The organism is Nocardioides panacihumi, from assembly GCF_039530925.1.
Lineage (GTDB): Bacteria > Actinomycetota > Actinomycetes > Propionibacteriales > Nocardioidaceae > Nocardioides > Nocardioides panacihumi.
The window spans coordinates 58,651-80,659 of sequence record NZ_BAAAPB010000002.1; the positions used below are offsets into that span (position 1 = coordinate 58,651).

23 protein-coding genes are annotated in these 22,009 nt (G+C 71.8%); 4 read left to right on the plus strand and 19 right to left on the minus strand.

What is annotated here, in order from left to right; translation table 11 throughout:
- Positions 1–72 precede the first annotated feature (72 nt).
- The 7 genes from metK to pyrF all read right to left on the minus strand — a co-directional run bounded on the left by metK (position 73) and on the right by pyrF (position 5,484).
- On the minus strand, positions 73–1,275 hold the full coding sequence (gene metK, locus ABD205_RS09405) for a methionine adenosyltransferase (RefSeq protein WP_344044537.1): 1,203 nt from the start codon (positions 1,273–1,275) through the stop codon (positions 73–75).
- Between the two features lie 91 nt (positions 1,276–1,366).
- On the minus strand, positions 1,367–2,623 hold the full coding sequence (gene coaBC, locus ABD205_RS09410; protein WP_344044538.1) for a bifunctional phosphopantothenoylcysteine decarboxylase/phosphopantothenate--cysteine ligase CoaBC: 1,257 nt from the start codon (positions 2,621–2,623) through the stop codon (positions 1,367–1,369).
- Complete coding sequence (rpoZ, locus tag ABD205_RS09415) at positions 2,620–2,952, minus strand: DNA-directed RNA polymerase subunit omega (RefSeq protein ID WP_344044539.1); 333 nt, start codon at positions 2,950–2,952, stop codon at positions 2,620–2,622. Before rpoZ ends, coaBC begins: the two co-directional genes overlap by 4 nt.
- Before the next feature lie 4 nt (positions 2,953–2,956).
- On the minus strand, positions 2,957–3,577 hold the full coding sequence (gmk, locus tag ABD205_RS09420) for a guanylate kinase (protein ID WP_344044540.1): 621 nt from the start codon (positions 3,575–3,577) through the stop codon (positions 2,957–2,959).
- Positions 3,570–3,890 carry an integration host factor, actinobacterial type gene (gene mihF / locus ABD205_RS09425; RefSeq protein WP_344044541.1) on the minus strand — a complete coding sequence of 107 codons (321 nt, stop codon included), beginning with the start codon at positions 3,888–3,890 and terminating at the stop codon, positions 3,570–3,572. Before mihF ends, gmk begins: the two co-directional genes overlap by 8 nt.
- Positions 3,891–3,977: 87 nt before the next feature.
- Entirely contained in the window at positions 3,978–4,412 is a 435-nt protein-coding gene (locus ABD205_RS09430; protein WP_344044542.1) for a hypothetical protein, read from the minus strand.
- Between the two features lie 262 nt (positions 4,413–4,674).
- Positions 4,675–5,484, minus strand: coding sequence for an orotidine-5'-phosphate decarboxylase (pyrF, locus tag ABD205_RS09435; protein ID WP_344044543.1), 810 nt, complete (start codon positions 5,482–5,484; stop codon positions 4,675–4,677).
- 59 nt (positions 5,485–5,543) lie between these two features.
- Here pyrF and ABD205_RS09440 point away from each other — a divergent pair, with 59 nt between their 5' ends.
- On the plus strand, positions 5,544–6,671 hold the full coding sequence (locus ABD205_RS09440) for a M48 family metallopeptidase (protein ID WP_344044544.1): 1,128 nt from the start codon (positions 5,544–5,546) through the stop codon (positions 6,669–6,671).
- Positions 6,672–6,685: 14 nt separating this feature from the next.
- Here the strand turns inward: ABD205_RS09440 and ABD205_RS09445 are convergent, their stop codons facing one another.
- From ABD205_RS09445 to yczR, 12 genes are all read right to left on the minus strand, one after another.
- Positions 6,686–7,729: a quinone-dependent dihydroorotate dehydrogenase gene (locus ABD205_RS09445; RefSeq protein ID WP_344044545.1), complete on the minus strand. Its 1,044-nt coding sequence runs from the start codon at positions 7,727–7,729 to the stop codon at positions 6,686–6,688.
- Positions 7,729–11,061 carry a carbamoyl-phosphate synthase large subunit gene (gene carB / locus ABD205_RS09450; protein WP_344044546.1) on the minus strand — a complete coding sequence of 1,111 codons (3,333 nt, stop codon included), beginning with the start codon at positions 11,059–11,061 and terminating at the stop codon, positions 7,729–7,731. The genes ABD205_RS09445 and carB overlap by 1 nt, the downstream gene beginning before the upstream one ends.
- Before the next feature lie 4 nt (positions 11,062–11,065).
- Complete coding sequence (gene carA, locus ABD205_RS09455; protein WP_344044547.1) at positions 11,066–12,262, minus strand: glutamine-hydrolyzing carbamoyl-phosphate synthase small subunit; 1,197 nt, start codon at positions 12,260–12,262, stop codon at positions 11,066–11,068.
- Positions 12,263–12,326: 64 nt separating this feature from the next.
- The gene (locus ABD205_RS09460) at positions 12,327–13,118 is read right to left on the minus strand and encodes a methyltransferase domain-containing protein (protein ID WP_344044548.1); all 792 of its coding nucleotides are present in this window, start codon (positions 13,116–13,118) and stop codon (positions 12,327–12,329) included.
- Positions 13,115–14,401, minus strand: a complete 1,287-nt coding sequence (locus tag ABD205_RS09465) for a dihydroorotase (protein ID WP_344044549.1) — start codon at positions 14,399–14,401, stop codon at positions 13,115–13,117. Before ABD205_RS09465 ends, ABD205_RS09460 begins: the two co-directional genes overlap by 4 nt.
- The gene (locus tag ABD205_RS09470) at positions 14,398–15,345 is read right to left on the minus strand and encodes an aspartate carbamoyltransferase catalytic subunit (protein ID WP_344044550.1); all 948 of its coding nucleotides are present in this window, start codon (positions 15,343–15,345) and stop codon (positions 14,398–14,400) included. Before ABD205_RS09470 ends, ABD205_RS09465 begins: the two co-directional genes overlap by 4 nt.
- Positions 15,342–15,923: a bifunctional pyr operon transcriptional regulator/uracil phosphoribosyltransferase PyrR gene (pyrR, locus tag ABD205_RS09475; protein WP_344044551.1), complete on the minus strand. Its 582-nt coding sequence runs from the start codon at positions 15,921–15,923 to the stop codon at positions 15,342–15,344. The genes ABD205_RS09470 and pyrR overlap by 4 nt, the downstream gene beginning before the upstream one ends.
- A gap of 68 nt (positions 15,924–15,991) precedes the next feature.
- A complete protein-coding gene (locus ABD205_RS09480) occupies positions 15,992–17,005 on the minus strand; it encodes an NADPH:quinone reductase (protein ID WP_344044552.1) in 1,014 nt (337 codons plus the stop codon).
- 123 nt (positions 17,006–17,128) lie between these two features.
- Complete coding sequence (locus ABD205_RS09485; protein ID WP_344044553.1) at positions 17,129–17,299, minus strand: CsbD family protein; 171 nt, start codon at positions 17,297–17,299, stop codon at positions 17,129–17,131.
- Positions 17,300–17,376: 77 nt separating this feature from the next.
- Positions 17,377–17,805, minus strand: coding sequence for a transcription antitermination factor NusB (gene nusB / locus ABD205_RS09490; RefSeq protein WP_344044554.1), 429 nt, complete (start codon positions 17,803–17,805; stop codon positions 17,377–17,379).
- Between the two features lies 1 nt (position 17,806).
- On the minus strand, positions 17,807–18,373 hold the full coding sequence (gene efp, locus ABD205_RS09495; RefSeq protein WP_344044555.1) for an elongation factor P: 567 nt from the start codon (positions 18,371–18,373) through the stop codon (positions 17,807–17,809).
- A 155-nt stretch (positions 18,374–18,528) separates the two neighbouring features.
- Positions 18,529–19,998: a MocR-like transcription factor YczR gene (gene yczR / locus ABD205_RS09500; protein ID WP_344044556.1), complete on the minus strand. Its 1,470-nt coding sequence runs from the start codon at positions 19,996–19,998 to the stop codon at positions 18,529–18,531.
- A gap of 62 nt (positions 19,999–20,060) precedes the next feature.
- Here yczR and yczE point away from each other — a divergent pair, with 62 nt between their 5' ends.
- The 3 genes from yczE to ABD205_RS09515 all read left to right on the plus strand — a co-directional run bounded on the left by yczE (position 20,061) and on the right by ABD205_RS09515 (position 22,009).
- Positions 20,061–20,714 (plus strand): membrane protein YczE, encoded by a 654-nt coding sequence (gene yczE, locus ABD205_RS09505; protein WP_344044558.1) that lies wholly within the window; start codon positions 20,061–20,063, stop codon positions 20,712–20,714.
- A gap of 71 nt (positions 20,715–20,785) precedes the next feature.
- Complete coding sequence (locus ABD205_RS09510; protein ID WP_344044560.1) at positions 20,786–21,304, plus strand: prolipoprotein diacylglyceryl transferase; 519 nt, start codon at positions 20,786–20,788, stop codon at positions 21,302–21,304.
- Between the two features lie 33 nt (positions 21,305–21,337).
- Positions 21,338–22,009: a hypothetical protein gene (locus ABD205_RS09515; protein ID WP_344044561.1), complete on the plus strand. Its 672-nt coding sequence runs from the start codon at positions 21,338–21,340 to the stop codon at positions 22,007–22,009.

The following is a 22,009-nucleotide window of genomic DNA, read 5'->3' on the forward strand; positions in this document are numbered from 1 at the left end:
AGCCCACAAATGCCGAGTCGGCGCATCCTCGCACGCGAGAGTGCGAGGATGCGCCGACTCGGCAGTGCGGTGTCAGGCGCCGACAGCGGCCTTGAGCGCCTCGGCGCGGTCGGTCCGCTCCCAGGTGAACTCCGGGAGCTCGCGGCCGAAGTGACCGTACGCCGCGGTCTTGGCGTAGATCGGGCGCAGCAGGTCGAGGTCGCGGATGATGGCGGCCGGGCGCAGGTCGAAGACCTCCAGGACGGCCGCGCGGATCTTCTCGACCGGCGCGGTCTCGGTGCCGAAGGTCTCGACGTAGACGCCCACGGGGGCGGCCTTGCCGATCGCGTAGGCGACCTGGACCTCGGCGCGACGGGCCAGGCCCGCGGCGACGATGTTCTTCGCGACCCACCGCATGGCGTACGCCGCCGAGCGGTCGACCTTCGACGGGTCCTTGCCGGAGAACGCGCCGCCGCCGTGGCGGGCCATGCCGCCGTACGTGTCGACGATGATCTTGCGGCCGGTCAGGCCGGCGTCACCCATCGGGCCGCCGACGACGAAGCGTCCGGTCGGGTTGATGTAGAGCTTGTAGCCGTCGGACGGCACGCTGTCCTTGAACACCTCGAGCACGGGCTCGATGACGTGCTTCTTGATGTCCGGCCCGAGGGTGGCCTCGAGGTCGATGTCATCGGCGTGCTGCGTCGAGAGGACGACCGCGTCGATGCGCACGGGACGGTGGTCGTCGTCGTACTCGATCGTGACCTGGGTCTTGCCGTCGGGACGGAGGTACGGGAGCGTGCCGTTCTTGCGGACCTCGGTGAGGCGCTCGGCGAGCGACTGCGCGATCTTGATCGGCAGCGGGAAGAGCTCCGCGGTGTCGTCGCAGGCGTAGCCGAACATCAGGCCCTGGTCGCCCGCGCCCTGGCGGTCGAGCTCGTCGACGGAGTGGTCGACGCGCTCCTCGAAGGCGTCGTCGACGCCCTGGGCGATGTCGGCCGACTGCGCGCCGATGGCGACCTGCACGCCGCAGGAGTTGCCGTCGAAGCCCTTCTCGGAGGAGTCGTAGCCGATCTCGAGGATCTTCTGACGCACGAGCTGTGCGACGGGGGCGTAGGCCTCGGTGGTGACCTCACCGGCGACGACGACGAGGCCCGTGGTGAGGAGCGTCTCGACGGCGACCCGGCTCTTGGGGTCGTGCTCGAGGAGGTAGTCGAGCACGGTGTCGCTGATCTGGTCGGCGATCTTGTCGGGGTGGCCCTCGGTCACCGACTCAGAGGTGAACAGACGTCCGGTCACGATCGATCTCTCCCGTTTCTGCTGGCGGAACTTGTGGTCTTACGGTAGATGGCGCGTCCAAGGTCCGGACGGGCGTCTCATTGTCGCACGATCAGGTCGACAAACGCGCAACGACGAGGTCCCAGATGACCTGGGCCAGGGCGCTCTTGGAGCCAGCGGGTACGTCGACCGCGGCTCCGTCGGCGGCCAGGATGACCGCCTGGTTGTCCGGGCTGCCGAACACGGCTCCCCCGCTGACGTCGTTGACGACCAGGAGGTCACAGCCCTTGCGTGCGAGCTTGGCCCTGGCCAGCTCGAGGACGGTGCCGGTCTCGTCGCCGGTCTCCGCCGCGAACCCCACCACGACGCTGCCCGGGCGCGAGCGGTGGTGACTGATCTCGTGGAGGATGTCGGGGTTCTGAGCGAGCTCGATGACCGGGGCCGAGCCGTCGGTCGCCTTCTTGATCTTGGCGTCGCTGACGGTGGTCGGCCGGAAGTCGGCCGGAGCGGCCGCCATGACGACGGCGTCGGCGCCGGAGGCCGCCGTGACGACCTCCTCCCGCAGCTGGGCCGTGGTCTCGACGCGGACGACCTTGACCCCGGCCGGGTCCGGCAGGCTCACGTTGGCGGCGACGAGCACCACGTCGGCGCCACGGGCCGCCGCGGAGCGAGCGATGGCGTAGCCCTGGAGCCCGCTCGACCGGTTGCCGAGGAAGCGGACCGGGTCGAGGTACTCCCGGGTCCCGCCGGCGCTGACCACGACCCGTCGACCGGTCAGGTCGGCGGTTGCGCGCGGACGGGCGAGCACGTCCGCGCACAGGGCGAAGATCTCGTCCGGCTCGGGCAGTCGGCCCTTGCCGGTGTCCTTGCCGGTCAGCCGGCCCTCGGCCGGCTCGATGACGATGGCACCGCGGCGACGCAGCGTGGCGACGTTCTCGACGGTCGCCGGGTGCTCCCACATCTCCGTGTGCATGGCGGGCGCGAAGACGACGGGGCAGCGGGCGGTGAGCAGGACGTTCGTGAGCAGGTCGTCGGCCAGTCCGTGCGCGGCCCGCGCCAGCGTGTTGGCCGTCGCCGGGGCGACGACCACCAGGTCGGCCTGCTGGCCGAGCCGGACGTGCGGCACCTCCGTGATGTTCTCGAACACCCCGGTCGCGATCTCCTTGCCGGAGAGCGCCGCCCACGTCGGGGCGCCGACGAACTCCAGGGCCGAGGCGGTCGGCACGACGGTCACGTCGTGGCCGGACTCGGTGAAGCGGCGCAGCAGCTCCGCCGCCTTGTACGCCGCGATCCCGCCCGCAACCCCCAGAACGACACGGGGCCGCTCCCCGGCGTGGGGAGCGGCCTCGTGGGTGGTGCTGTCGGTCACTCGCCGACCGCGAACGGGTCCGTCGCGGTCGCAGCGCGCTGAGCGGCCTCCTCCGCGGCGAGCTCCGCGGGGTCGACCTCCTCGCAGCTGAGCAGGTCGGCGTTGATCTCGCGCAGTGCGATGGAGAGCGGCTTCTCCTGGACGTGGGTCTCGACCAGCGGGCCGACGTACTCCAGCAGGCCCTCGCCGAGCTGCGAGTAGTAGGCGTTGATCTGGCGGGCGCGCTTGGCGCCGTAGAGCACCAGGCGGTACTTGCTGTCGGTCTTGCTCAGCAGGTCGTCGATCGAGGGGTTGGTCACGCCCTGGGCGTCGATCTCGGGGGCAGCCACGCGTTCATGCCTCACTGTCGGGGTTCGATGGGCTCGTGCGCAGAGGCGCGGCGAGCATCATCAAGGCTACCAACTCCTCCGCGGCAGCGTGAACTTCGCGGTTGACGATGGTGACATCGAACTCCTGCTCGGCCTCGAGCTCGGTCCTCGCGGTCGCCAGTCGGCGCTCGCGCTCCTCCTCGGTCTCGGTGCCACGACCGACCAGGCGACGCACCAGCTCGTCCCACGACGGCGGGGCGAGGAAGGCGAACAGCGCGCCCGGCATCGTCTCCCGGACCTGGCGCGCCCCCTGCAGGTCGATCTCGAGCAGGGCCGGACGACCTGCGGCGAGCGCCTCCTCGACGGGCCGACGCGGCGTGCCGTAGCGGGCGACCTTGTGGACCGTCGCCCACTCGAGCAGCTCGCCGTCAGCGATCATCCGGTCGAACTCCTCGTCGGAGACGAACCAGTAGTGCACACCGTGGACCTCGCCGGGTCGCGGCGGCCGGGTGGTGGCGGACACGGAGTACCAGACCTCGGGGTGCGACGACCGTACGGCGGCCGCGACGGTCCCCTTGCCCACGGCCGTCGGACCGGCGAGCACCACGAGACGCGAGGGCTGCGGGACGGGCGGAGCGTCAGCCACGCCGGGCGAACTCCTCGGCCAGGGCCTCGATCTGCTTGAACCCGAGACCGCGCACGCGGCGGCTCTCGGCGATGTTGAGCCGCTCCATCATCTGGCGGGCGCGGACCTTGCCGACGCCGGGCACGGCCTGGAGCAGGTCGAGCACCTTCATCTTCCCGATGACCTCGTTGGTCTGTCCCTGCTCGATCACGTCGAGGACGGATCCGCCGGAGTTCTTGATCCGGTTCTTCACCTCGGCCCGCTCGCGTCGGGAGGCAGCCGCCTTGTCGAGGGCGGCCTGGCGCTGTTCGGGCGTGAGTGGAGGCAGAGCCACGTGCGTGGTCCTTCGGTGGTCGGGAGCGTGCAGTCGATTTCCGGTCAACATAGCCGCCGCCCACGGAGGCGGCAACGCGGGGATACCTCAAAGAGTCAGCGGAGCGTGGCAGACATCTCGCGCCTGCTGGTCGACGGCGGCCAGGGCCGCTCGGGTGCGATCCGCGCCCACCTCCGTCGCCGCCGCGGCGATCCGGTCGCGCTCGGCCGTGGTCACCCCTGCCGGCGGCTTGGCGGGGTCGTACGTCGCGGGGTCCACGTGCGCCGCCTGGAGCGCGTCGCGCAGATGTGTCAGTGCGGTGGTGAGGGTCTTCCAGTCGTCCGCGATGTCGCTCGGAGCACCGTCGCGCAGCTGCTCGAACGTCGGGAGCGCCTTGAGCAGTGCCTGCGGGCCGCCGGCGTCGAGCGTCCGGGTGAGCTCGTCACGATGGCTCTTCACGCGGTCGCAGTAGCCGGCGTACGGATCGCCTCCGCACGCGCCGAGAGTGGCCAGCGCGAGCGCTGTCACGAGGAGTCTTCGCACCGGCTCATCCAACCAGGCGGCCCAGACGGGGCGCGCCGCTCCGCCGAACTGTCACGGTGACAGTTTGCGGGGTCGGTGATAGTTGCCAACTGTCACCGACCGCCCAAAGTGTCACGGTGACACTTTGGGATGGCTGGGCCGGACCGGGCCGGGCCCCAAACTGTCACGGTGACACTTTGCGGGGTCGGTGATAGCTCCTAACTGTCACCAATCGCGCCAACTGTCACGGTGACACTTTGGAGGTGGCGGCGCGGAGCCCGCGTCAGCGCAGCTCGTCGTTGGTGCGCAGCGCGGCGTCGCGCAGCCGGTCGACCGACGGGCCGGCGCGCAGGATGCCCCGCGAGGACGACGGGAGCACGGTGAGCGAGCCGAAGATCCGGCGGATGTCGGCGGCAGTCCCTCCCTGCTCGCCGAAGCCCGGAGCGAGGATCGGGCCGTTGAAGTCCAGGCCCTCGGCCGCGTCGCCGATCGTCGCGCCGACCACCGCACCGAAGGATCCGAGCGGCGTCGCGTCGGCGTTGAGGCGACGCAGGTGGCCGAACATCCGCCCGGCCACCGTCTCCCCCGTGTCGACGGTCGCGGACTGCACCTCCGGACCCTCCTTGTTGGAGGTGAGGCCGAGCACGAACAGCCCCGCGTCGAAGCGGCGCGCGGTGTCGACGAACGGGTCGAGCGAGCCGAAGCCGAGGTACGGCGACACCGTGATCGCGTCGGAGGCCAGGGGCGAGGCGGGGTCGAGATAGGCGTCGGCGTACGCCTGCGAGGTGGACCCGATGTCGCCGCGCTTGACGTCGAGCAGCACCAGCGCGCCGAGCGCACGCGACTCGGCGATCACCCGCTCGAGCACGGCGACGCCGCGGGACCCGAAGCGCTCGTAGAACGCGCTCTGGGGCTTGATCACCGACACGTGCGGCGCCAGCCCCTCCACGGCCGTGAACGCGAACGTCTCCAGCCCGGCGACGGTGTCGTCCAACCCCCACTCCGCCAGCAGCGACGCGTGCGGGTCGATGCCGGCGCACAGCGGGCCGCGCTGGGTGACGGCGGCGGACAGCCGCTCTCCGAAGCTGGTCATGCCTCTCACTCTCCTCTGTTCGTGCACATCGACGCTCCGTGGGCGCCTACGATCCGCCCGTGCCGACTCCTGAGACGTTCGCCCGCCGACTCGACGCCCGCGTTGCCGAGGCGCTCGACCGACGGCTGGTCGACAGGATCAGCACCGGTCGATCCACCTGGCTGGCCCGCGCCGCGGCATTCCTCCTGGTCACTCCGGTGCACCTGGTGAGCATCGCACTGGCGGCGGGCGGCGTGGCGCTGGCTGTGCTGGGGGGCGGCTGGTGGCAGTGGTCGATGGCCGCGTTCCTGCTCGGCGTGGCCTGGATGACGCGGCCACGCGTCTGGGGATCGGTCGAGCGCGACACCATCCTGGTCGACCCTGCAGAGGCCCCGCTCCTGACCGCCCTCGTCGCCGACGTGGCCGATCTGCTCGGCACTCGGGCGCCGGACGAGATCCGCCTCGACAGCAGCTTCAACGCCTACGTCGCCGCCCGCCGGTTCCGCGGGCGTCAGCTCGTCCTCGGCGCGCCGCTGTGGGCCGCGTGCGAACCGCAGTCGCGGATCGCCCTGCTCGGCCACGAGGTGGGACACCTGGCCCATGGTGACCTGCTCAGCCTCCGATACGTCGGGAGCGCCTACAGCACCCTCTCCCACTGGGTCGCGCTGCTGGACCCGATGGGCTCCGAGGTGTTCCTCCACAGCACGCCGGTGCTGGTCCGCGCGATACTGGCACCTCCGCGCTGGCTGGTCCTCGGCTACCTCCGCCTGGTCGACGCCGTGAACTCCGCAGCCTCGCGACGACAGGAGCTGTACGCCGACCTCGCCTCCGCGCTCGCCGCCGGAACCGACGGGGCCGTCGACAGCCTCGAGGTGGGCCTGATCCACGACGGTGTGGACGCCGCCGCGAACCGGGCCGCGGTCGACCCGACCCGACCCGCCCTCGGCGAGAGCATCGCGGCGCGGGTGGCCGCCTACGACGCGGGGCAGCGTGAGGCCGCCCGGCGCCGGGGCGCAAGCGACGGGCGCAGCATCGACGCCTCGCACCCGCCGACGGTGGACCGGCTGCGGCTGATCGAGTCGGTGGAGCGGTCGACCGCGGCGGTCGTGCTCGACCCCGACCGCAGTCGTCTGATCGACAAGGAGCTGGCGCCGCACCTGGAGCAGGCCTTCAAGCGGCTCGGCGACAGGTACCGCTTCGTGCGCTGAGCGCGACCGCGAGGTCACGCAGACAGGCCGTTCGCGATCCGCCGCGGCCACAGCGGCCCCTCGTAGATGAAGGCCGTGTAGCCCTGCACCAGGTCGGCGCCCGCCTCGACCCGCTCCCGCGCGTCCTCGACGGTCGTGATCCCGCCGACGCCGATCAGCGTCAGGCGGTCGCCGACGCGTCCACGCAGCAGGCGCATGACCTCCGTCGCCCTCCCAGCGAGCGGGCGGCCCGACAACCCGCCGGGCCCCGCCTCCTCGACCTCGCTCGGGTGGCTGCGCAGGCCGTCGCGCGAGATGGTGGTGTTGGTGGCGATGATCCCGTCGAGCCCGGTCTCGAGCGCGAGGTCGGCGACGCCCAGGATGTCCTCGTCGGCCAGGTCCGGCGCGATCTTCACCAGCAGCGGCACGCGGCGGTCGGTGACGGAGTCGGCCGTGGCGCGCACGTGCTGCAGCAGCGGCCCCAGCCTCTCCACAGCCTGCAGCGACCGGAGCCCGGGAGTGTTGGGTGAGCTCACGTTGACGACGAGATAGTCGGCGTACGGCGCCAGCAGACGTGTCGACTTGCCGTAGTCGGCCTCCACGGCCCCCTGGTCGTCCTCGGGCACGATCTTCGTCTTGCCGATGTTGACGCCGAGCACCGGGCCGAGCGTGCCGGACCGACGCCGGTCGAGCCGCTCCTTCAACCGGCCGGCGACCGCCTCGGCCCCGTCGTTGTTGAAGCCCATCCGGTTGATGACCGCACGGTCCGACACGAGCCGGAAGAGCCGCGGCTTCGGGTTGCCGGGCTGCGCCTCCCCCGTCACCGTGCCGATCTCGACGTGGCCGAAGCCGAGGGCGCCGAGCGCGTCGATCCCGACGGCGTTCTTGTCGAAGCCGGCGGCCAGGCCGAGCCGGTTGGGGAAGGTCAGGCCGAGGGCGTCGACCGGCTCGCCGACGGCCGCCACCCGGGCGAGCGCCGGCGCCGCCGCGCGGATCGCGCGGAACGCGGCGTGGTGCGCCTCCTCCGGGTCGGTGTGGCTCAGGAGGTGGTCGAAGAGCAGCCGGTAGGGGCGTCCCATCAGACGGTCTCGGCCGACGAGGCCAGCGCCGCCCGCTCCGCCCGTGCCGCCCACTCCTGCAGCGAGCGCACGTCGATGTCGCCCTGACGCAGCGCGGCGATCCCCTGGACGGCCGCTGCGAGGCCCTGCACCGTCGTGATGCACGGCGTGCCGGAGAGCACCGCCGCGGACCGGATCTCGTAGCCGTCGATGCGCGCGCCACTCGCCGAGCCGTTCGGGGTGTTCACGATGACGTCGATCTCACCGTCCAGGATGAGCTGGACCGTGGTCCTCTCGCCGTTCGGACCCTCGCCCTCGGAGTGCTTGCGGATGACCGTCGACGGGATCCCGTTGCGGCGCAGCACCTCGGCGGTGCCCTGGGTCGCGAGGATCTCGAAGCCGTAGTCGGCCAGGACGCGCGCCGGGAAGATCATCGTCCGCTTGTCGCGGTTGGCGATCGAGATGAACACCTTCCCCGAGGTCGGCAGCGGGCCGAAGGCCGCCGCCTGGGCCTTGGAGAACGCCTTGCCGAAGTCTGCGTCGAAGCCCATCACCTCGCCGGTCGACTTCATCTCGGGGCCGAGGACGGTGTCGACGAACTGACCCTCCTTGGTGCGGAACCGGTTGAACGGCAGGACCGCCTCCTTGACCGCGATCGGCGAGTCGGCAGGCAGGGTGCCGCCGTCGCCCGTGGCCGGCAGCACACCGGCGGCGCGCAGGTCGGCGATCGTCTCGCCCATCATCACGCGCGCCGCGGCCTTGGCCAGCGAGGTCCCGGTCGCCTTGGACACGAACGGCACGGTGCGGGAGGCGCGCGGGTTGGCCTCGAGGACGTAGAGCACGTCAGCGCCGAGGGCGAACTGGATGTTGATGAGCCCGCGGACGCCGACACCCTTCGCGATGCCCTCGGTGGCCTCGCGGATCCGCTCGATCTCGGCCGCGCCGAGGGTGATCGGGGGCAGCGCGCACGACGAGTCACCGGAGTGGATGCCGGCCTCCTCGATGTGCTCCATCACGCCACCCAGGAACAGGTCGGTGCCGTCGTACAGCGCGTCGACGTCGATCTCGACGGCGTCGTCGATGAACCGGTCGACCAGCACAGGCCGGTCGGGGCTGATCTCGGTCGCGGCCTCGATGTAGGACTGGAGCGCCTGGTCGTCGTACACGATCTGCATGCCGCGGCCGCCGAGGACGTACGACGGCCGGACGAGCACCGGGTAGCCGATCTCGTGCGCGATCGTCCGAGCGTCGTCGAACGACACGGCGGTGCCGTGCTTCGGGGCGATCAGACCCGCCTCGGCGAGCACGCGGCCGAAGGCGCCGCGCTCCTCGGCGAGCTCGATGGCCTCCGGCGAGGTGCCGACGATCGGGACACCTGCGTCCTGCAGCCCCTGCGCCAGGCCGAGCGGGGTCTGGCCGCCGAGGGTGGCGATGACGCCGGCGATCGGGCCGGCGGCCTTCTCGGCCTCGTAGACCTCGAGCACGTCCTCGAGCGTGAGCGGCTCGAAGTAGAGGCGGTCGGAGGTGTCGTAGTCGGTCGACACGGTCTCCGGGTTGCAGTTGACCATGACCGTCTCGTAGCCGGCCTTGGAGAGCTCCAGGGAGGCGTGGACGCACGAGTAGTCGAACTCGATGCCCTGCCCGATCCGGTTCGGGCCGGAGCCGAGGATCAGCACCGCCGGCTTCTCGCGCGACGCCACCTCGGTCTCCTCGTCGTAGGACGAGTAGTGGTACGGCGTCCGCGCGGCGAACTCGGCCGCGCACGTGTCGACGGTCTTGTAGACCGGCCGCACACCCAGGTCGTAGCGGGCACCGCGGACGTCGGCCTCGGTCAGGCCGCCCGTGCTCGTCGAGCGGAGGCCGGCGATCTGGGCGTCGGAGAGCCCGTGCCGCTTGGCGAGTCGCAGCGTGGTCGCGTCCAGCGCGTCGGCCGCGGCGACCTGCTGGGCGATCTCGTCGATGAGGAACAGCTGGTCGACGAACCACGGGTCGATCTTCGTGGCGTCGAAGATCTCCTCCGGGGTGGCGCCGGCACGGACCGCCTGCATCACCTTCTGCAGCCGGCCGTCGTGCGGGACGGCGATCTGCTCGAGCAGGGTGGTCTTGTCGCCCGGGTCGCCGACCCACGTGAACGGGGCCGCCTTGTTCTCCAGCGAGCGCAGCGCCTTGTTGAGCGCCTCGGTGAAGTTGCGGCCGATCGCCATCGCCTCGCCCACCGACTTCATGTGCGTGGTGAGCGTCGGGTCGGCGGTCGGGAACTTCTCGAACGCGAAGCGCGGCACCTTCACGACGACGTAGTCGAGCGTCGGCTCGAACGAGGCGGCGGTCTCCTGGGTGATGTCGTTGGCGATCTCGTCGAGCGTGTAGCCGACGGCGACCTTGGCCGCGATCTTCGCGATCGGGTAGCCGGTCGCCTTCGAGGCCAGGGCGCTCGAGCGGGACACACGCGGGTTCATCTCGATCACGATCACGCGGCCGTCGGCCGGGTTGACGGCGTACTGGATGTTGCAGCCGCCCGTGTCGACCCCGACCTCGCGGATGATCCCGATGGCGAGGTCGCGCAGGCGCTGGTACTCGCGGTCGGTGAGGGTCATCGACGGGGCGACGGTGATCGAGTCGCCGGTGTGGACGCCCATCGGGTCGAGGTTCTCGATCGAGCAGATGATGACGACGTTGTCGGCCTTGTCGCGCATCACCTCCAGCTCGTACTCCTTCCAGCCGATGATCGACTCCTCGATGAGGACCTCGGTCGTCGGGCTGGCGGCCAGACCGGCGCCCGCGATGCGGTGCAGGTCCGACTCGTCGTAGGCGATGCCCGATCCGAGCCCTCCCATCGTGAAGGAGGGCCGGACGACGACCGGATAGCCCAGCGTCACGGTCGCCTTCTCGACCTCGTCCATCGAGTGGCAGACGAACGAGCGGGCGACCTCGCCGCCGACCTTCTCGACGATCGCGTTGAACTTCTCCCGGTTCTCACCACGGTGGATCGCGTCGAAGCTCGCGCCGATCATCTCGACGCCGTACTTCTCGAGCACGCCGTTCTCGTGCAGTGCGGTGGCCGTGTTGAGCGCCGTCTGGCCGCCCAGCGTCGGCAGGATCGCGTCGGGACGCTCCTTGGCGATGACCTTCTCGACGAACTCGGGGGTGATCGGCTCGACGTAGGTCGCGTCGGCGAACTCCGGGTCGGTCATGATGGTCGCCGGGTTGGAGTTCACCAGGATGACGCGCAGGCCCTCGGCCTTCAGCACGCGGCACGCCTGGGTGCCGGAGTAGTCGAACTCGCAGGCCTGGCCGATGACGATCGGGCCGGAGCCGATGACCAGGACGCTCTTGATGTCGGTGCGCTTCGGCATGTCGTCAGTTCCCCTCGGTCGTCGAGTAGCCCGAGCCGCTGGGCGAGGGCGTATCGAGACGCCGGTCGGTCATGAGCTGGACGAATCGGTCGAAGAGGTACGCCGCATCGTGCGGGCCGGCGGCCGCCTCCGGGTGGTACTGCACGGAGAAGCCCAACAGGTCGCCCTCCGCGTCACGAAGCTCGAGGCCCTCCACACAGTCGTCGTTGAGGTTGACGTGGGAGACCGACGCGGTGCCGTACGGCGTCTCGGTCGGCGTGCCCACCGGCGCGTCGACCGCGAAGCCGTGGTTGTGCGCCGTCACCTCGACCTTGCGCGTCGTCAGGTCCATCACCGGCTGGTTGATGCCGCGGTGGCCGTACTTGAGCTTGTAGGTGCCGAACCCGAGCGCGCGGCCGAAGAGCTGGTTGCCGAAGCAGATCCCGAAGTAGGGGATCTGCCGTCCCAGGGCCTCCTGCAGGAGCTCGATCTGGTGGGTCGTCGCGGCGGGGTCGCCGGGCCCGTTGGAGTAGAACAGCCCGTCCGGCCGGACGGCGAGCACGTCGTCGAGGGTCGCTGTCGAGGGCAGCACGTGCACCTCGATGCCGCGCTCGGCCATCCGCTGCGGCGTCATCTCCTTGATGCCGAGGTCGAGCGCTGCGACGGTGAGCCGCTTCTCGCCTTGGGCCGGGACGACGTAGGCCTCGGTCGTGGTGACCTCGTCGGCCAGCTCGGCGCCGCTCATCTCGGCGCTCGCCCGCACCCGGGCCAGCAGCGCCTCGGTGTCGGTCTCGACGGTGGAGATGCCGACGCGCATCGCTCCGCGCTCGCGCAGGTGGCGGGTGAGGGCCCGGGTGTCGACGCCGGAGATGCCGACGACGCCCTGGGCACGCAGCTCGTCGTCGAGGGTGCGCTTCGAGCGCCAGTTGCTCGGGACGCGAGCGGGGTCGCGGACGACGTACCCCGCGACCCAGATCCGGCGCGACTCGGGATCCTCGTCGTTGACGCCGGTGTTGCCCACGTGCGGGGCCGTCATGACGACGACCTGGCGGTGGTAGGACGGGTCGGTCAGGGTCTCCTGGTAGCCGGACATGCCGGTCGAGAAGACCGCCTCGCCGAAGGTCTCGCCCTCGGCCCCGAACGACTCACCGCGGAAGGTGCGCCCGTCCTCGAGGACCAGAAGAGCGCTCTGCCTGATGGGATTCTTGGCATGCAGCGGCACGCCGTACCTCCTTCTCCGCCTCTCTGGACGGCCTGTTAAAGGATGCCGGACTCGAGCGCCGACCCTACCAGCGCGGCGGGGCGGTCCCGGCATCGGTCCGCCGCTCGGCGACCAGCTGCCACATGCCGCCGACGCGCAGGAACGGCTCCCGGTCGCAGAGGGCGAGCTCGAGCTCCAGCAAGCGGTCGAAGTACGCGGGGTCCCGCTTGGCCTCGTCGTCGGTGAGGAGGTCGTTGGCGATGCGGGTGCCGTAGCGATCCACCACGGCGAGGCCGACCTGCTCCAGGTCGGACGCCATCTCCTCGGCGGTGATCTTGCGGGCGGTGTGGTCGAACGTCACCGAGTGCTGGGCCTCCGCGACGAGCTCGCGCAGGGCTGCCTCCGGGCCGCTCCGCGTGAGGCGCATGAGGACCATCGCCGCCGGGTTCGGGGCCATCACCGAGAGACGGCCACCTGGCCGTACGAGCGCCGCCAGCCGGGCGAGGTCGGCTGTGCCGGCCGGACGGTAGTGCAGCACGAAGTGGCAGAGCACCAGGTCGAACGTCCCCGTGACCGGGAGGTCGTCGAGGCCGCCCTCGAGCGTCGTGAGCTCGACACCGGCCTCGGCGGCCCGGGAACGTGCCTCAGCGAGCCACCCGGGCGCAGGGTCGAGGACCGTGACGTCGTGGCCAGCCACCGCGAGCGGCACGGCGTCGCGACCGTCACCACCGCCGACGTCGAGCACCCGCAGCCGACGGCCGAGCCAGTCGGTCTGGCGACGCAGCGTCTCCCCCACGACCGCGAAGCGGATCCGGCCCCACGGAGCCTCGGCCCACGCCTTCCACTCGGCGAGCCGCTCCTCGAACGGGTCGGTCATGCGCTGAACGTCCGAGTGCCGCGCAGCCAGGTGCCGACGACCTGCCCGGTCACGGTGCGCCCGTGCCACGGGTTGTTGCGGCTCAGCGACAGCGAGGCGGCCCGATCCACGACGTACGACGCAGCCGGGTCGACCAGCGTCAGGTTGGCCGGCTCGCCGGCGACCAGCGCGCGCCCGTGACCGTCGAGTCCGGCGATGCCGGCCGGGTTGACGGACATGACGCGGGCGACGCCGGCCCAGTCGAGCAGCCCACCCTCGACCATGACGGTCGCCACCACGGAGAGCGCCGTCTCGAGGCCGAGCATGCCGAAGGCCGCGTCGACGAACGCGTGCTCCTTGTCGTGCCGTGCGTGTGGAGCGTGGTCGGTCGCGACGGCGTCGATGGTGCCGTCGGCGAGCCCCGCCCGAAGTGCCTCGACGTCCTCGGCCGGTCGCAGCGGCGGGTTGACCTTGAACGTCGGGTCGTAGCCGGTCAGCAGGTCGGTCGTCAGCAGCAGGTGGTGCGGCGTGACCTCGGCGGTCACGGCCCACATGCCGTCCCTCTCGGCCTGCGCCTTCGCCCAGCGGACCAGCTCGACCGAGCCCGCCGTCGACACGTGCGCGACGTGGACGCGCGACCCCGTGTGGCGGGCCAGCATCACGTCGCGGGCGACGATGACCTCCTCGGCGACCGACGGCCAGCCCGGCAGCCCGAGCTCGCCGGAGAGCCGGCCTTCATGGCAGCACGCGGCGTGCGGGGCGAGGGCGGGGTCCTGGCTGTGCTGGCTGATCACACCGCCGAAGGCCTTGACGTACTCCAGGGCCCGCCGCATCACGCGCGCGTCCGCGACGCACCGGCCGTCGTCGGAGAACACCCGGACCCGGGCGCGCGAGCGCGCCATCAGGCCGAGCTCCGCGAGCTCCTCGCCGACCAGGCCGCGGGTCACCGCGCCGACGGGCTGCACGTCGACCAGGCCGGCCGACCGGCCCAGGTCGAGGACACGCTCGGCGGCCTCGGCGGTGTCGGTCACGGGTGAGGTGTTCGCCATCGCGAGCACCGACGTGTAGCCGCCCGCCGCGGCGGCCCGGGAGCCGCTCAGCACCGTCTCGGCGTCCTCGCGGCCGGGCTCGCGCAGGTGCGTGTGCAGGTCGACGAGGCCCGGCAGGAGCACGAGGCCGTCGGCGTCGACGGTCTCCTCGGCGGTCGTGGAGAGCGAGCCGATCTCGCGGATCAGCCCGTCCTCGACGTACACGTCGGCGGCCTTGCCGCCGAGCAGGCGAGCGCCCTTGATGAGCAGGCTCACTTCCCCTCCTTCATCGGCGCCGTCTCTCCGGCGAGCAGGTGGTAGAGCACGGCCATGCGCACGGCGACGCCTGCCGAGACCTGGTCGAGGACGACCGAGTCGACGGCGTCGGCGGCGTCCGCGGAGATCTCGAGGCCGCGGTTCATCGGGCCCGGGTGGAGGATCGGCGTGCCGTCCTTCAGCCGGCCCAGCCGGTCGCGGGTGAGCCCGTAGCCGACGGTGTACTCCCGCGGGCTCGGGAAGTAGGCGCCGCTCATCCGCTCACGCTGGACGCGCAGCATCATGACGGCGTCCGCCGTGGGCAGCACCGCATCCAGGTCGTACGACGTCGCGAACCCCGCCTCCGCCGACCACGGGCCGATCCCGCTCGGCATGAGGGTCGGCGGGGCGACCACCGTGACCTGCGCACCGAGCTTGGTGAGCGCCTTGACGTTGGAGCGGAACACCCGGGAGTGGGTGAGGTCGCCGACGATCGCGACGTGGCGGCCCTCGAGGGAGCCGAGCCGCCGGGTGAGCGTGTAGGCGTCCAGCAGCGCCTGCGTCGGGTGCTCGTGGGTGCCGTCGCCCGCGTTGATGACCGGCACGTCGACCCACTCGCTGACCTGCTGGGCGGCCCCGCTCGCCGAATGGCGGATGACGAGGCCGTCGACGCCCATCGCCGTCACCGTCAGCACGGTGTCACGCAGGGACTCCCCCTTCGAGGCGGAGGACCCCTTCGCGGACAGGTTGATGACGTCGGCGCTGAGCCACTTGCCGGCGATCTCGAAGGAAGACCGGGTGCGCGTGGAGTCCTCGAAGAACAGGTTGATGACCGTCCGGCCGCGCAGCGCGGGCAGCTTCTTGACCTCGCGCCGCTGCACGTCGTGCATCTCGGCGGCGGTCTCGAAGAGCGCGGCGATGTCGTCGGCGGTGACGTCGTCGATCGAGAGCAGGTGCTTCTTCACGACGCGATCTCCCCTCCGGTGATGCGGACCTCGTCGGCGCCGTCGGTCTCCGTCAGGCGGACGCGGACCTTCTCGGTGCGGGCCGTGGGCAGGTTCTTCCCGACGTGGTCGGCCCGGATCGGGAGCTCGCGGTGACCGCGGTCGACGAGCACGGCCAGCCGCACCACGGCAGGTCGGCCGAGGTCGGAGAGCGCGTCGAGTGCCGCGCGGATGGTGCGGCCGCTGTAGAGCACGTCGTCGACCAGCACGACGGTCTTGCCGTCGATGCCGCCGGCGGGCAACGACGTCTTGTGCGGGGCACGCGTCGGGTGGTTGCGCAGGTCGTCGCGATACATGGTCACGTCGAGCGACCCGACCGCGACGGGCGTGCCCTCGACGGTCTCGATCCGCTCGGCGATCCGCCGCGACAGCGGGACGCCACGGGTGTGCAGACCGAGCAGGAGCAGGCCGTCCGCGCCACGGTTCTTCTCGAGGAGCTCGTGGGAGATGCGGGTCAGTGCGCGGGAGATGTCGTCGGCGTCGAGCACGACGCGGCCGTCGCCCGGGGGTGTGACGTCTGGAGAGGACTGAGCTGTCATGGCCTCGCCGGACCTCCTTCTCCGCCTCACGGGACGGGTCGTTAAAGGATGTCGGATCGAGCAGGAGACTAGTCCAGGTCGATGAGGACCTTGCCAACCGCACCCTGCTCGACCGCGTCGTGGGCCGCTCCGGCCTGCTCCAGCGGGTAGTGGTGCAGCGGTACGCCGACCTCGTCGCCGACCCGCAGGGCCCCCGCCTCGACAGCGGCCGCGACGTCCTCGGCCGCTGTCCGCAGCAGCTCCGGCGCGAGGGTGTAGAGCAGGACGAACTGGTAGCGCAGGTTCTTCGAGAACGTGGCCCGCAGCGGCAGCGTCATCTCGTCGCCGCCGTTGTTGGCGTAGATCGCGACCGTGCCGTGGACGCGCAGCACCTCGCGGTCGAGGTCGTTGTTGACGGCCGGGGCGACCTCGACGACCAGGTCGACGCCGTCCGGAGCGAGCGCCTTGACCTCGGCCACCGCGTCGCCGACGCGGTAGTTGACGGTCTGGTGGGCCCCGGCGGCGATCGCCAGGGCGGCCTTCTCGTCGCTGCTGACCGTGGAGATGACCGTCGCGCCGGCCCAGCGGGCGAGCTGGATCGCGGCGTTGCCGACCGCGCCCGCTCCCCCGGCGACGAGCACCGTGCGACCGGCCAGGGCCCCGGGCTCGAGACGGTCGACGTCTCCGGAGGTCAGGGCGCGATGGGCCGTGATCGCGGGGACGCCGAGTGCGGCGCCGAGGTCGAAGGACGCCCCGACCGGCAGGTGGACGGCCTTCTCGGCCGGCACGACGACGTGCTCGGCGGCCGTGCCGTGCGCGCGGCCGTGCTGGGCGAGCAGCACCCACACACGGTCCCCGACGCCGAAGCCGAGGACACCCTCGCCGACGGCGTCGACCACACCGGCGCCGTCCTGGCCGGGCGTGATCTCGTCGTACGGCAGCGCGGCGTAGGTGCCACCGGCGCGCGCCTTCCAGTCGGTCGGGTTCACCCCGGCCCGCGACAGGCGCACCCGGAGCTCGCCGGGGCCCGGCGTGGGCACCTCGCGCTCGACGAGGCGCAGGACGGAGGACGGACCGGTCTCTGAGTAGACGATGGCGCGCATGGGTTCGACGTTACCCAGCGGATGCACCCGAGCAGATGGTCCGGAGCAGATGCTCCCGGCGAAATGCCACGAGGGGCACGGCTCTCACCGTGCCCCTCGTCAGGCTTCGCAGGCGTCGGACGCTCAGTCGAACGCGTCCTTGACCTTCTCGCCGGCCTGCTTGAGGCTGCCCTTGGTCTGGTCGGTCTTGCCCTCAGCCTCGAGGTCCTTGTTGTCCGTGGCCTTGCCGACGGCTTCCTTGGCCTCGCCGACCTTCTCCTCGGCGAAGTTCTGAGCCTTGTCCTTCTCACCCATGGGGGGCTCCCCTCTCTGGTCGGTGTCCGACGAGGTCCCGGTAACCGACTGCGGGAGAGGAATGCCTCGCGGCTCGATCAGGAGAGCTGGGCCTTGTCGCGCTGGATGGCGCCGAGGATGCCGTTGACGAACTGTGGTGAGTCGTCCGTCGACAGCTCGCGCACCAGCTGCATGGCCTCGCTGATCGCCACGTGCTCGGGCACGTCGGTGGCGTGCAGCAGCTCCCACACACCCAGGCGCAGCACGTTGCGGTCGACGGCCGGCATACGGTCGAGCGTCCAGCCCTGCGAGTACGTCGCCAGCAGCTCGTCGATCCGCGGTTGCTCGGCCGTCACGCCGCGCACGAGCGTCGCGGTGTAGGCGTTGCCCGGACCCTCGCCCTCGGCGATGGCCTGGTCGAGCATGTCGACGGGGCTCAGGCCTCGCGCCTCGGCGGCGAAGAGCAGGTCCAGAGCCCGCTTGCGCGCCTTGGTGCGAGCGGTCGGCTGACCCGACGGAGCAGCCACGTCAGCCCTTGACGCGGCTGAGGTAGGAGCCGCCTTCGCGGGTGTCGACCTTGATCTTCTCGCCCTGCTCGATGAAGAGCGGGACCTGGATCTCGTGGCCGGTCTCGAGCGTGGCCGGCTTGGTGCGGCCGGTGGCCGAGTCGCCGACGACACCGGGCTCGGTGTAGGTCACCGAGAGCTCGACCGAGGCAGGGAGCTCGACGAAGAGCACGCGACCCTCGTTGGTGGCCACGATGACGTCGGTGTTCTCGAGCATGTAGTTCTTGGCGTCACCCACCAGCTCGGGGCCGACCTCGATCTGCTCGTAGGTCCCGGAGTCCATGAAGACGTAGTGCGTGCCGTCGTTGTACAGGTACTGGTAGGTCCGGCGGTCGACCGTCGCGGTCTCGACCTTGGTGCCGGCGTTGAAGGTCTTGTCGACGTTCTTGCCCGACTCGACGTTCTTCAGCTTGGTGCGCACGAACGCCGGGCCCTTGCCAGGCTTGACGTGCTGGAACTCGACCACCTGCCAGAGCTGGCCGTCGATGTTGAGAACCAAGCCGTTCTTGAGGTCGTTCGTGGTTGCCATGCGTCGCGTCCAGCCTTCTGATGTCCAGGTTGTCAAGGTCTTCCCGTGGCGCCGAGGCACCGGCGGCCGAGTCTATCGGCGGCCCGGCGGCGCGGCGAAACCGCGCGTCACCCCGCCCGAGGCGCGAGGTCGTCCCAGCGAGCGCTCAGACCGGCTCAGGCCACGATCATGCGATCCGTCGGACGGCCGCCGCCCCCTCGCCGGCCCTGGACGGCACGCCACGACTCGGCGAGCACGCCGACCGCCGCCTCGAGCTCCTCAGCCGGCCGGCTCCACGGGATCCGCACGAAGTGGTCGAGCCCGCCCTCGGGCGCGAAGACCGGCCCCGGCGCGACGATCGCTCCGCGTCGCTCGGCCTCGACCGCCACGTCGGTGCCGAGCGGCTCCGGCAGCCGGCACCACAGGCACAGACCGCCGCGTGGGACGCGGAACGTCCACTCCGGCAGCTGCTCGCTGACCGCCGCCACCAGTGCCGCCCGCTGCTCGCGCAGCCGGGCCCGATGGGCCTCGACCACCGGCCACGGGTCGTCGAGCAAGCGCGCGAAGGCGAGCTGCTCGAGCACCGGCGCACCCAGGTCCAGCCGGACCCGCGCATGGGTGAGCGCCCGCATCGTGGCCGAGTCGGGCACCCGGATCCAGCCGATCCGCAGACCGCCCCAGAAGCTCTTCGACGCGCTGCCGATCGTGATCGTCTCCGGGGCGAACGCCGCGAACGGGGGCGGCATCGGGTCACCGTCGAGCATGAGGGCCTGGTGCGCCTCGTCGACGATCGGCACGGTCCCCGACCGGCGCAGCGCCGCCGCGACACGCTCCCGCTCGTCCGCCTGCATCACCAGGCCGGTCGGGTTCTGGAAGTCGGGGATCAGCGAGGCCAGCGTCGGCCGCGCCTGGCGCAGCGTCGCCTCCAGCCCGTCCAGGTCCCAGCCGTCGGGGGCGACCGGCAGGCCGACCAGCCGGGCACCCGCGATGCGCAGGGCGTCGACGCCGTTCGGGTAGGTCGGGGTCTCGACGAGCACGCGTGCACCGCGCCGGGTGAGCGCCTGCGCGACGATGGCGGACGCCGAGAGCGCGCCGGCGGTCACCATGACCTGCTCGGGGCGGGTGGGCAGCCCGCGGGCGTCGTACGCCTGGGCGATGGCCTCCTGCAGTCGTGGCAGGCCGGCCGGGAAGTAGCCGTGCCCGCCGAGGTACGCCGGCAGGTCGGCCACGGCCTCGGCGTACGCCGCAGCGACGCCGGGCGGCGCCGACGCGGCGGCGCAGTTGAGGTCGATCACGTCGCCGTCGCGGCCGCCCGGCATGAGGGCACGGTCGAGTGCACGCCGGCGGTCACCCGGGACGCGCGTGAACGTGCCGGCACCCTGGCGCGCCTCGGCGTAGCCGGCCTCGACGAGGGTCGCGTAGGCCCGCGTCACCGTGGTGCGCGAGACGCGGAGCGCGACGCTCAGGTCGCGCTCGCTCGGCAGGCGGGCAGCCAGGGCGATCCGCCCGTCGCCGATGAGCAGGGTCAGGCTCTCGGCCAGACCGGCGTACGCCGGCGAGCGTCCGAACCCCTCGACGAGTCCCGCGAGGCGGGCCGCGCTGATGGAGGCCGGACCGATGGAGGCCGTACCGATGGACTGGGGCACGCAGTCCACTCTGTCACGATTGGCTATTTGAGAACAGTCCAATCTCCGCCACGCTGGTTCCCATGACCGCTCTCGCCGATCTCGGGCCGCTCGCCCAGCTCCGCGCCGGCCGCCTCGGCCGCCGCCTCCCCCAGCTGCTCGTCGGCCTGGTCGTCTACGGCATCTCGCTCGGCCTCATGGTGCGCGGCGCCGTCGGCGTGGCTCCCTGGGACGTGCTGCACCTCGGGATCGCCGAGCACCTCGGCCTCAGCCTCGGCACCGTCCTCGTCGGGACCTCGTTCGTCGTCCTGATCCTGTGGATCCCGCTGCGGGAGAAGCCCGGCATCGGCACGGTCGCGAACGCGCTCATGATCGGCCCGAGCACGGACGCCACACTGGCCGTCCTCCACCAGCCCGACGCTCTCGTGTGGCGGCTCGTCCTGATGTTCGCCGGCGTGGCACTCTGCGCCCTGGCGACGGCGATGTACATCGGCGCCCAGTTCGGCCGCGGGCCGCGCGACGGCCTGATGACCGGCCTCGTACGCCGCACGGGGCTCTCGATCCGGCTGGTCCGGACCTCCCTGGAGGTCGCGGTCGTGGTCGTCGGCCTGCTGCTCGGTGGACCGCTCGGCGTCGGCACCGTGGTCTTCGCGCTGACCATCGGCCCGCTGACGCAGTGGATGCTCCCAGCCTGGACCGTCAGCCTCCAGAAATCCGAGGAGCCCGTGTTCGCCTGAGGGCGTCTCGCGACATGTCAGGGTGAGGCTCCGATGAGGAGCCGACCCCCGACAGGTCCAGGAGGACCCTGATGCGACACCTCGGCAAGGTCAAGATCGCCGCCGGAGCGGCTGCCGTCCTCGTCTGCGCGGCCGGCGGCGCGTACGCCGCCACCACCGTGCCCAGCCACCCCGCCCACGGGACCACGGTGCAGGCACCGACCTCGTCGGTGGCTCCGGCGGCGGACACCCAGAGCCCCGAGCCCGCCGAGGTGGAGACCTCTCCGGCTGCAGGTACCGTCTCTGCGGACGCGACGGACCCGGAGACCGAGGCCGCCGACACGGAGACGCCTGAGACCGAGGCTCCCGAGACGGAGGCCCCTGACACCGAGGCACCCGACACGGAGGCTCCGAAGGCCGACCAGAACGACGACGACCAGGGCGACGACGACCAGGGCGAGGACACCCAGGGAGACGACGCCGAGCACGAGAGCACCTCGACGCACGACGACCGGGGCGAGACCGATGGCGGCAGTGAGCATGACGGTGGACACGACGGCGACCACTCCGGTGGCGGCTCGCACGGGGATGACCACGAGGGTGACGACTGATCCTCACCGTCGCGCGCGCGGTCGGGCGGCGTCGTGACCGGCGCCGCTGACCGTCGGTCGCTGCACCTCGATCCGCCGAGCGTGCTCTCCGACGAGTCGCTCGGCGAGCGGCTGGCCGCACTGGCCCGTTCCTCGACGCCGACCGCGTCGCCCCGGGCCCGCCGCCACTGGGGCCTGCCCGTCGCCGGGGCGGTCGTCGCCCTGGCGACGGCGGGCGCCACGTTCGGAGCCGACCAGGTCCGTCATCACGGCGACGGGCCGCAGCCGGTCGTGCCCGCCACACGCCTCGAGCGCTCGACGAGCCATCAACCTCTCGTCCCGACCGCGGCCGACGAGCACGACGACGAGGTCCAGCCGGTCGAGCCGCCGACCACCTTCCACCCCACAGGCGGGGACGACGGCGGGCTCAGCGACTCCCACCGGCGGGGCGGCACCTCCGGCGCCGCGTCGCATCCGGGCGACAGCACCGGCGACGACCCGAGCGACGACTCGGGCGACGACCAGGGCGACGACGCCGGCCACGACGGCGGCCACTCGGACGGCTCCGAGCGGTCCGAGCCGTCCGACGGCGACTCGGCGACCGGGGAAGCATCCGACGACGCACCTGACGGTTCCGACGGCGGGCGAGACTCCGGGGACGGCGCGGCCCACGACGGCGGGAGCGACACGGCTGGCACAGGCGGCACCGGGGAGCACGACGGTTGA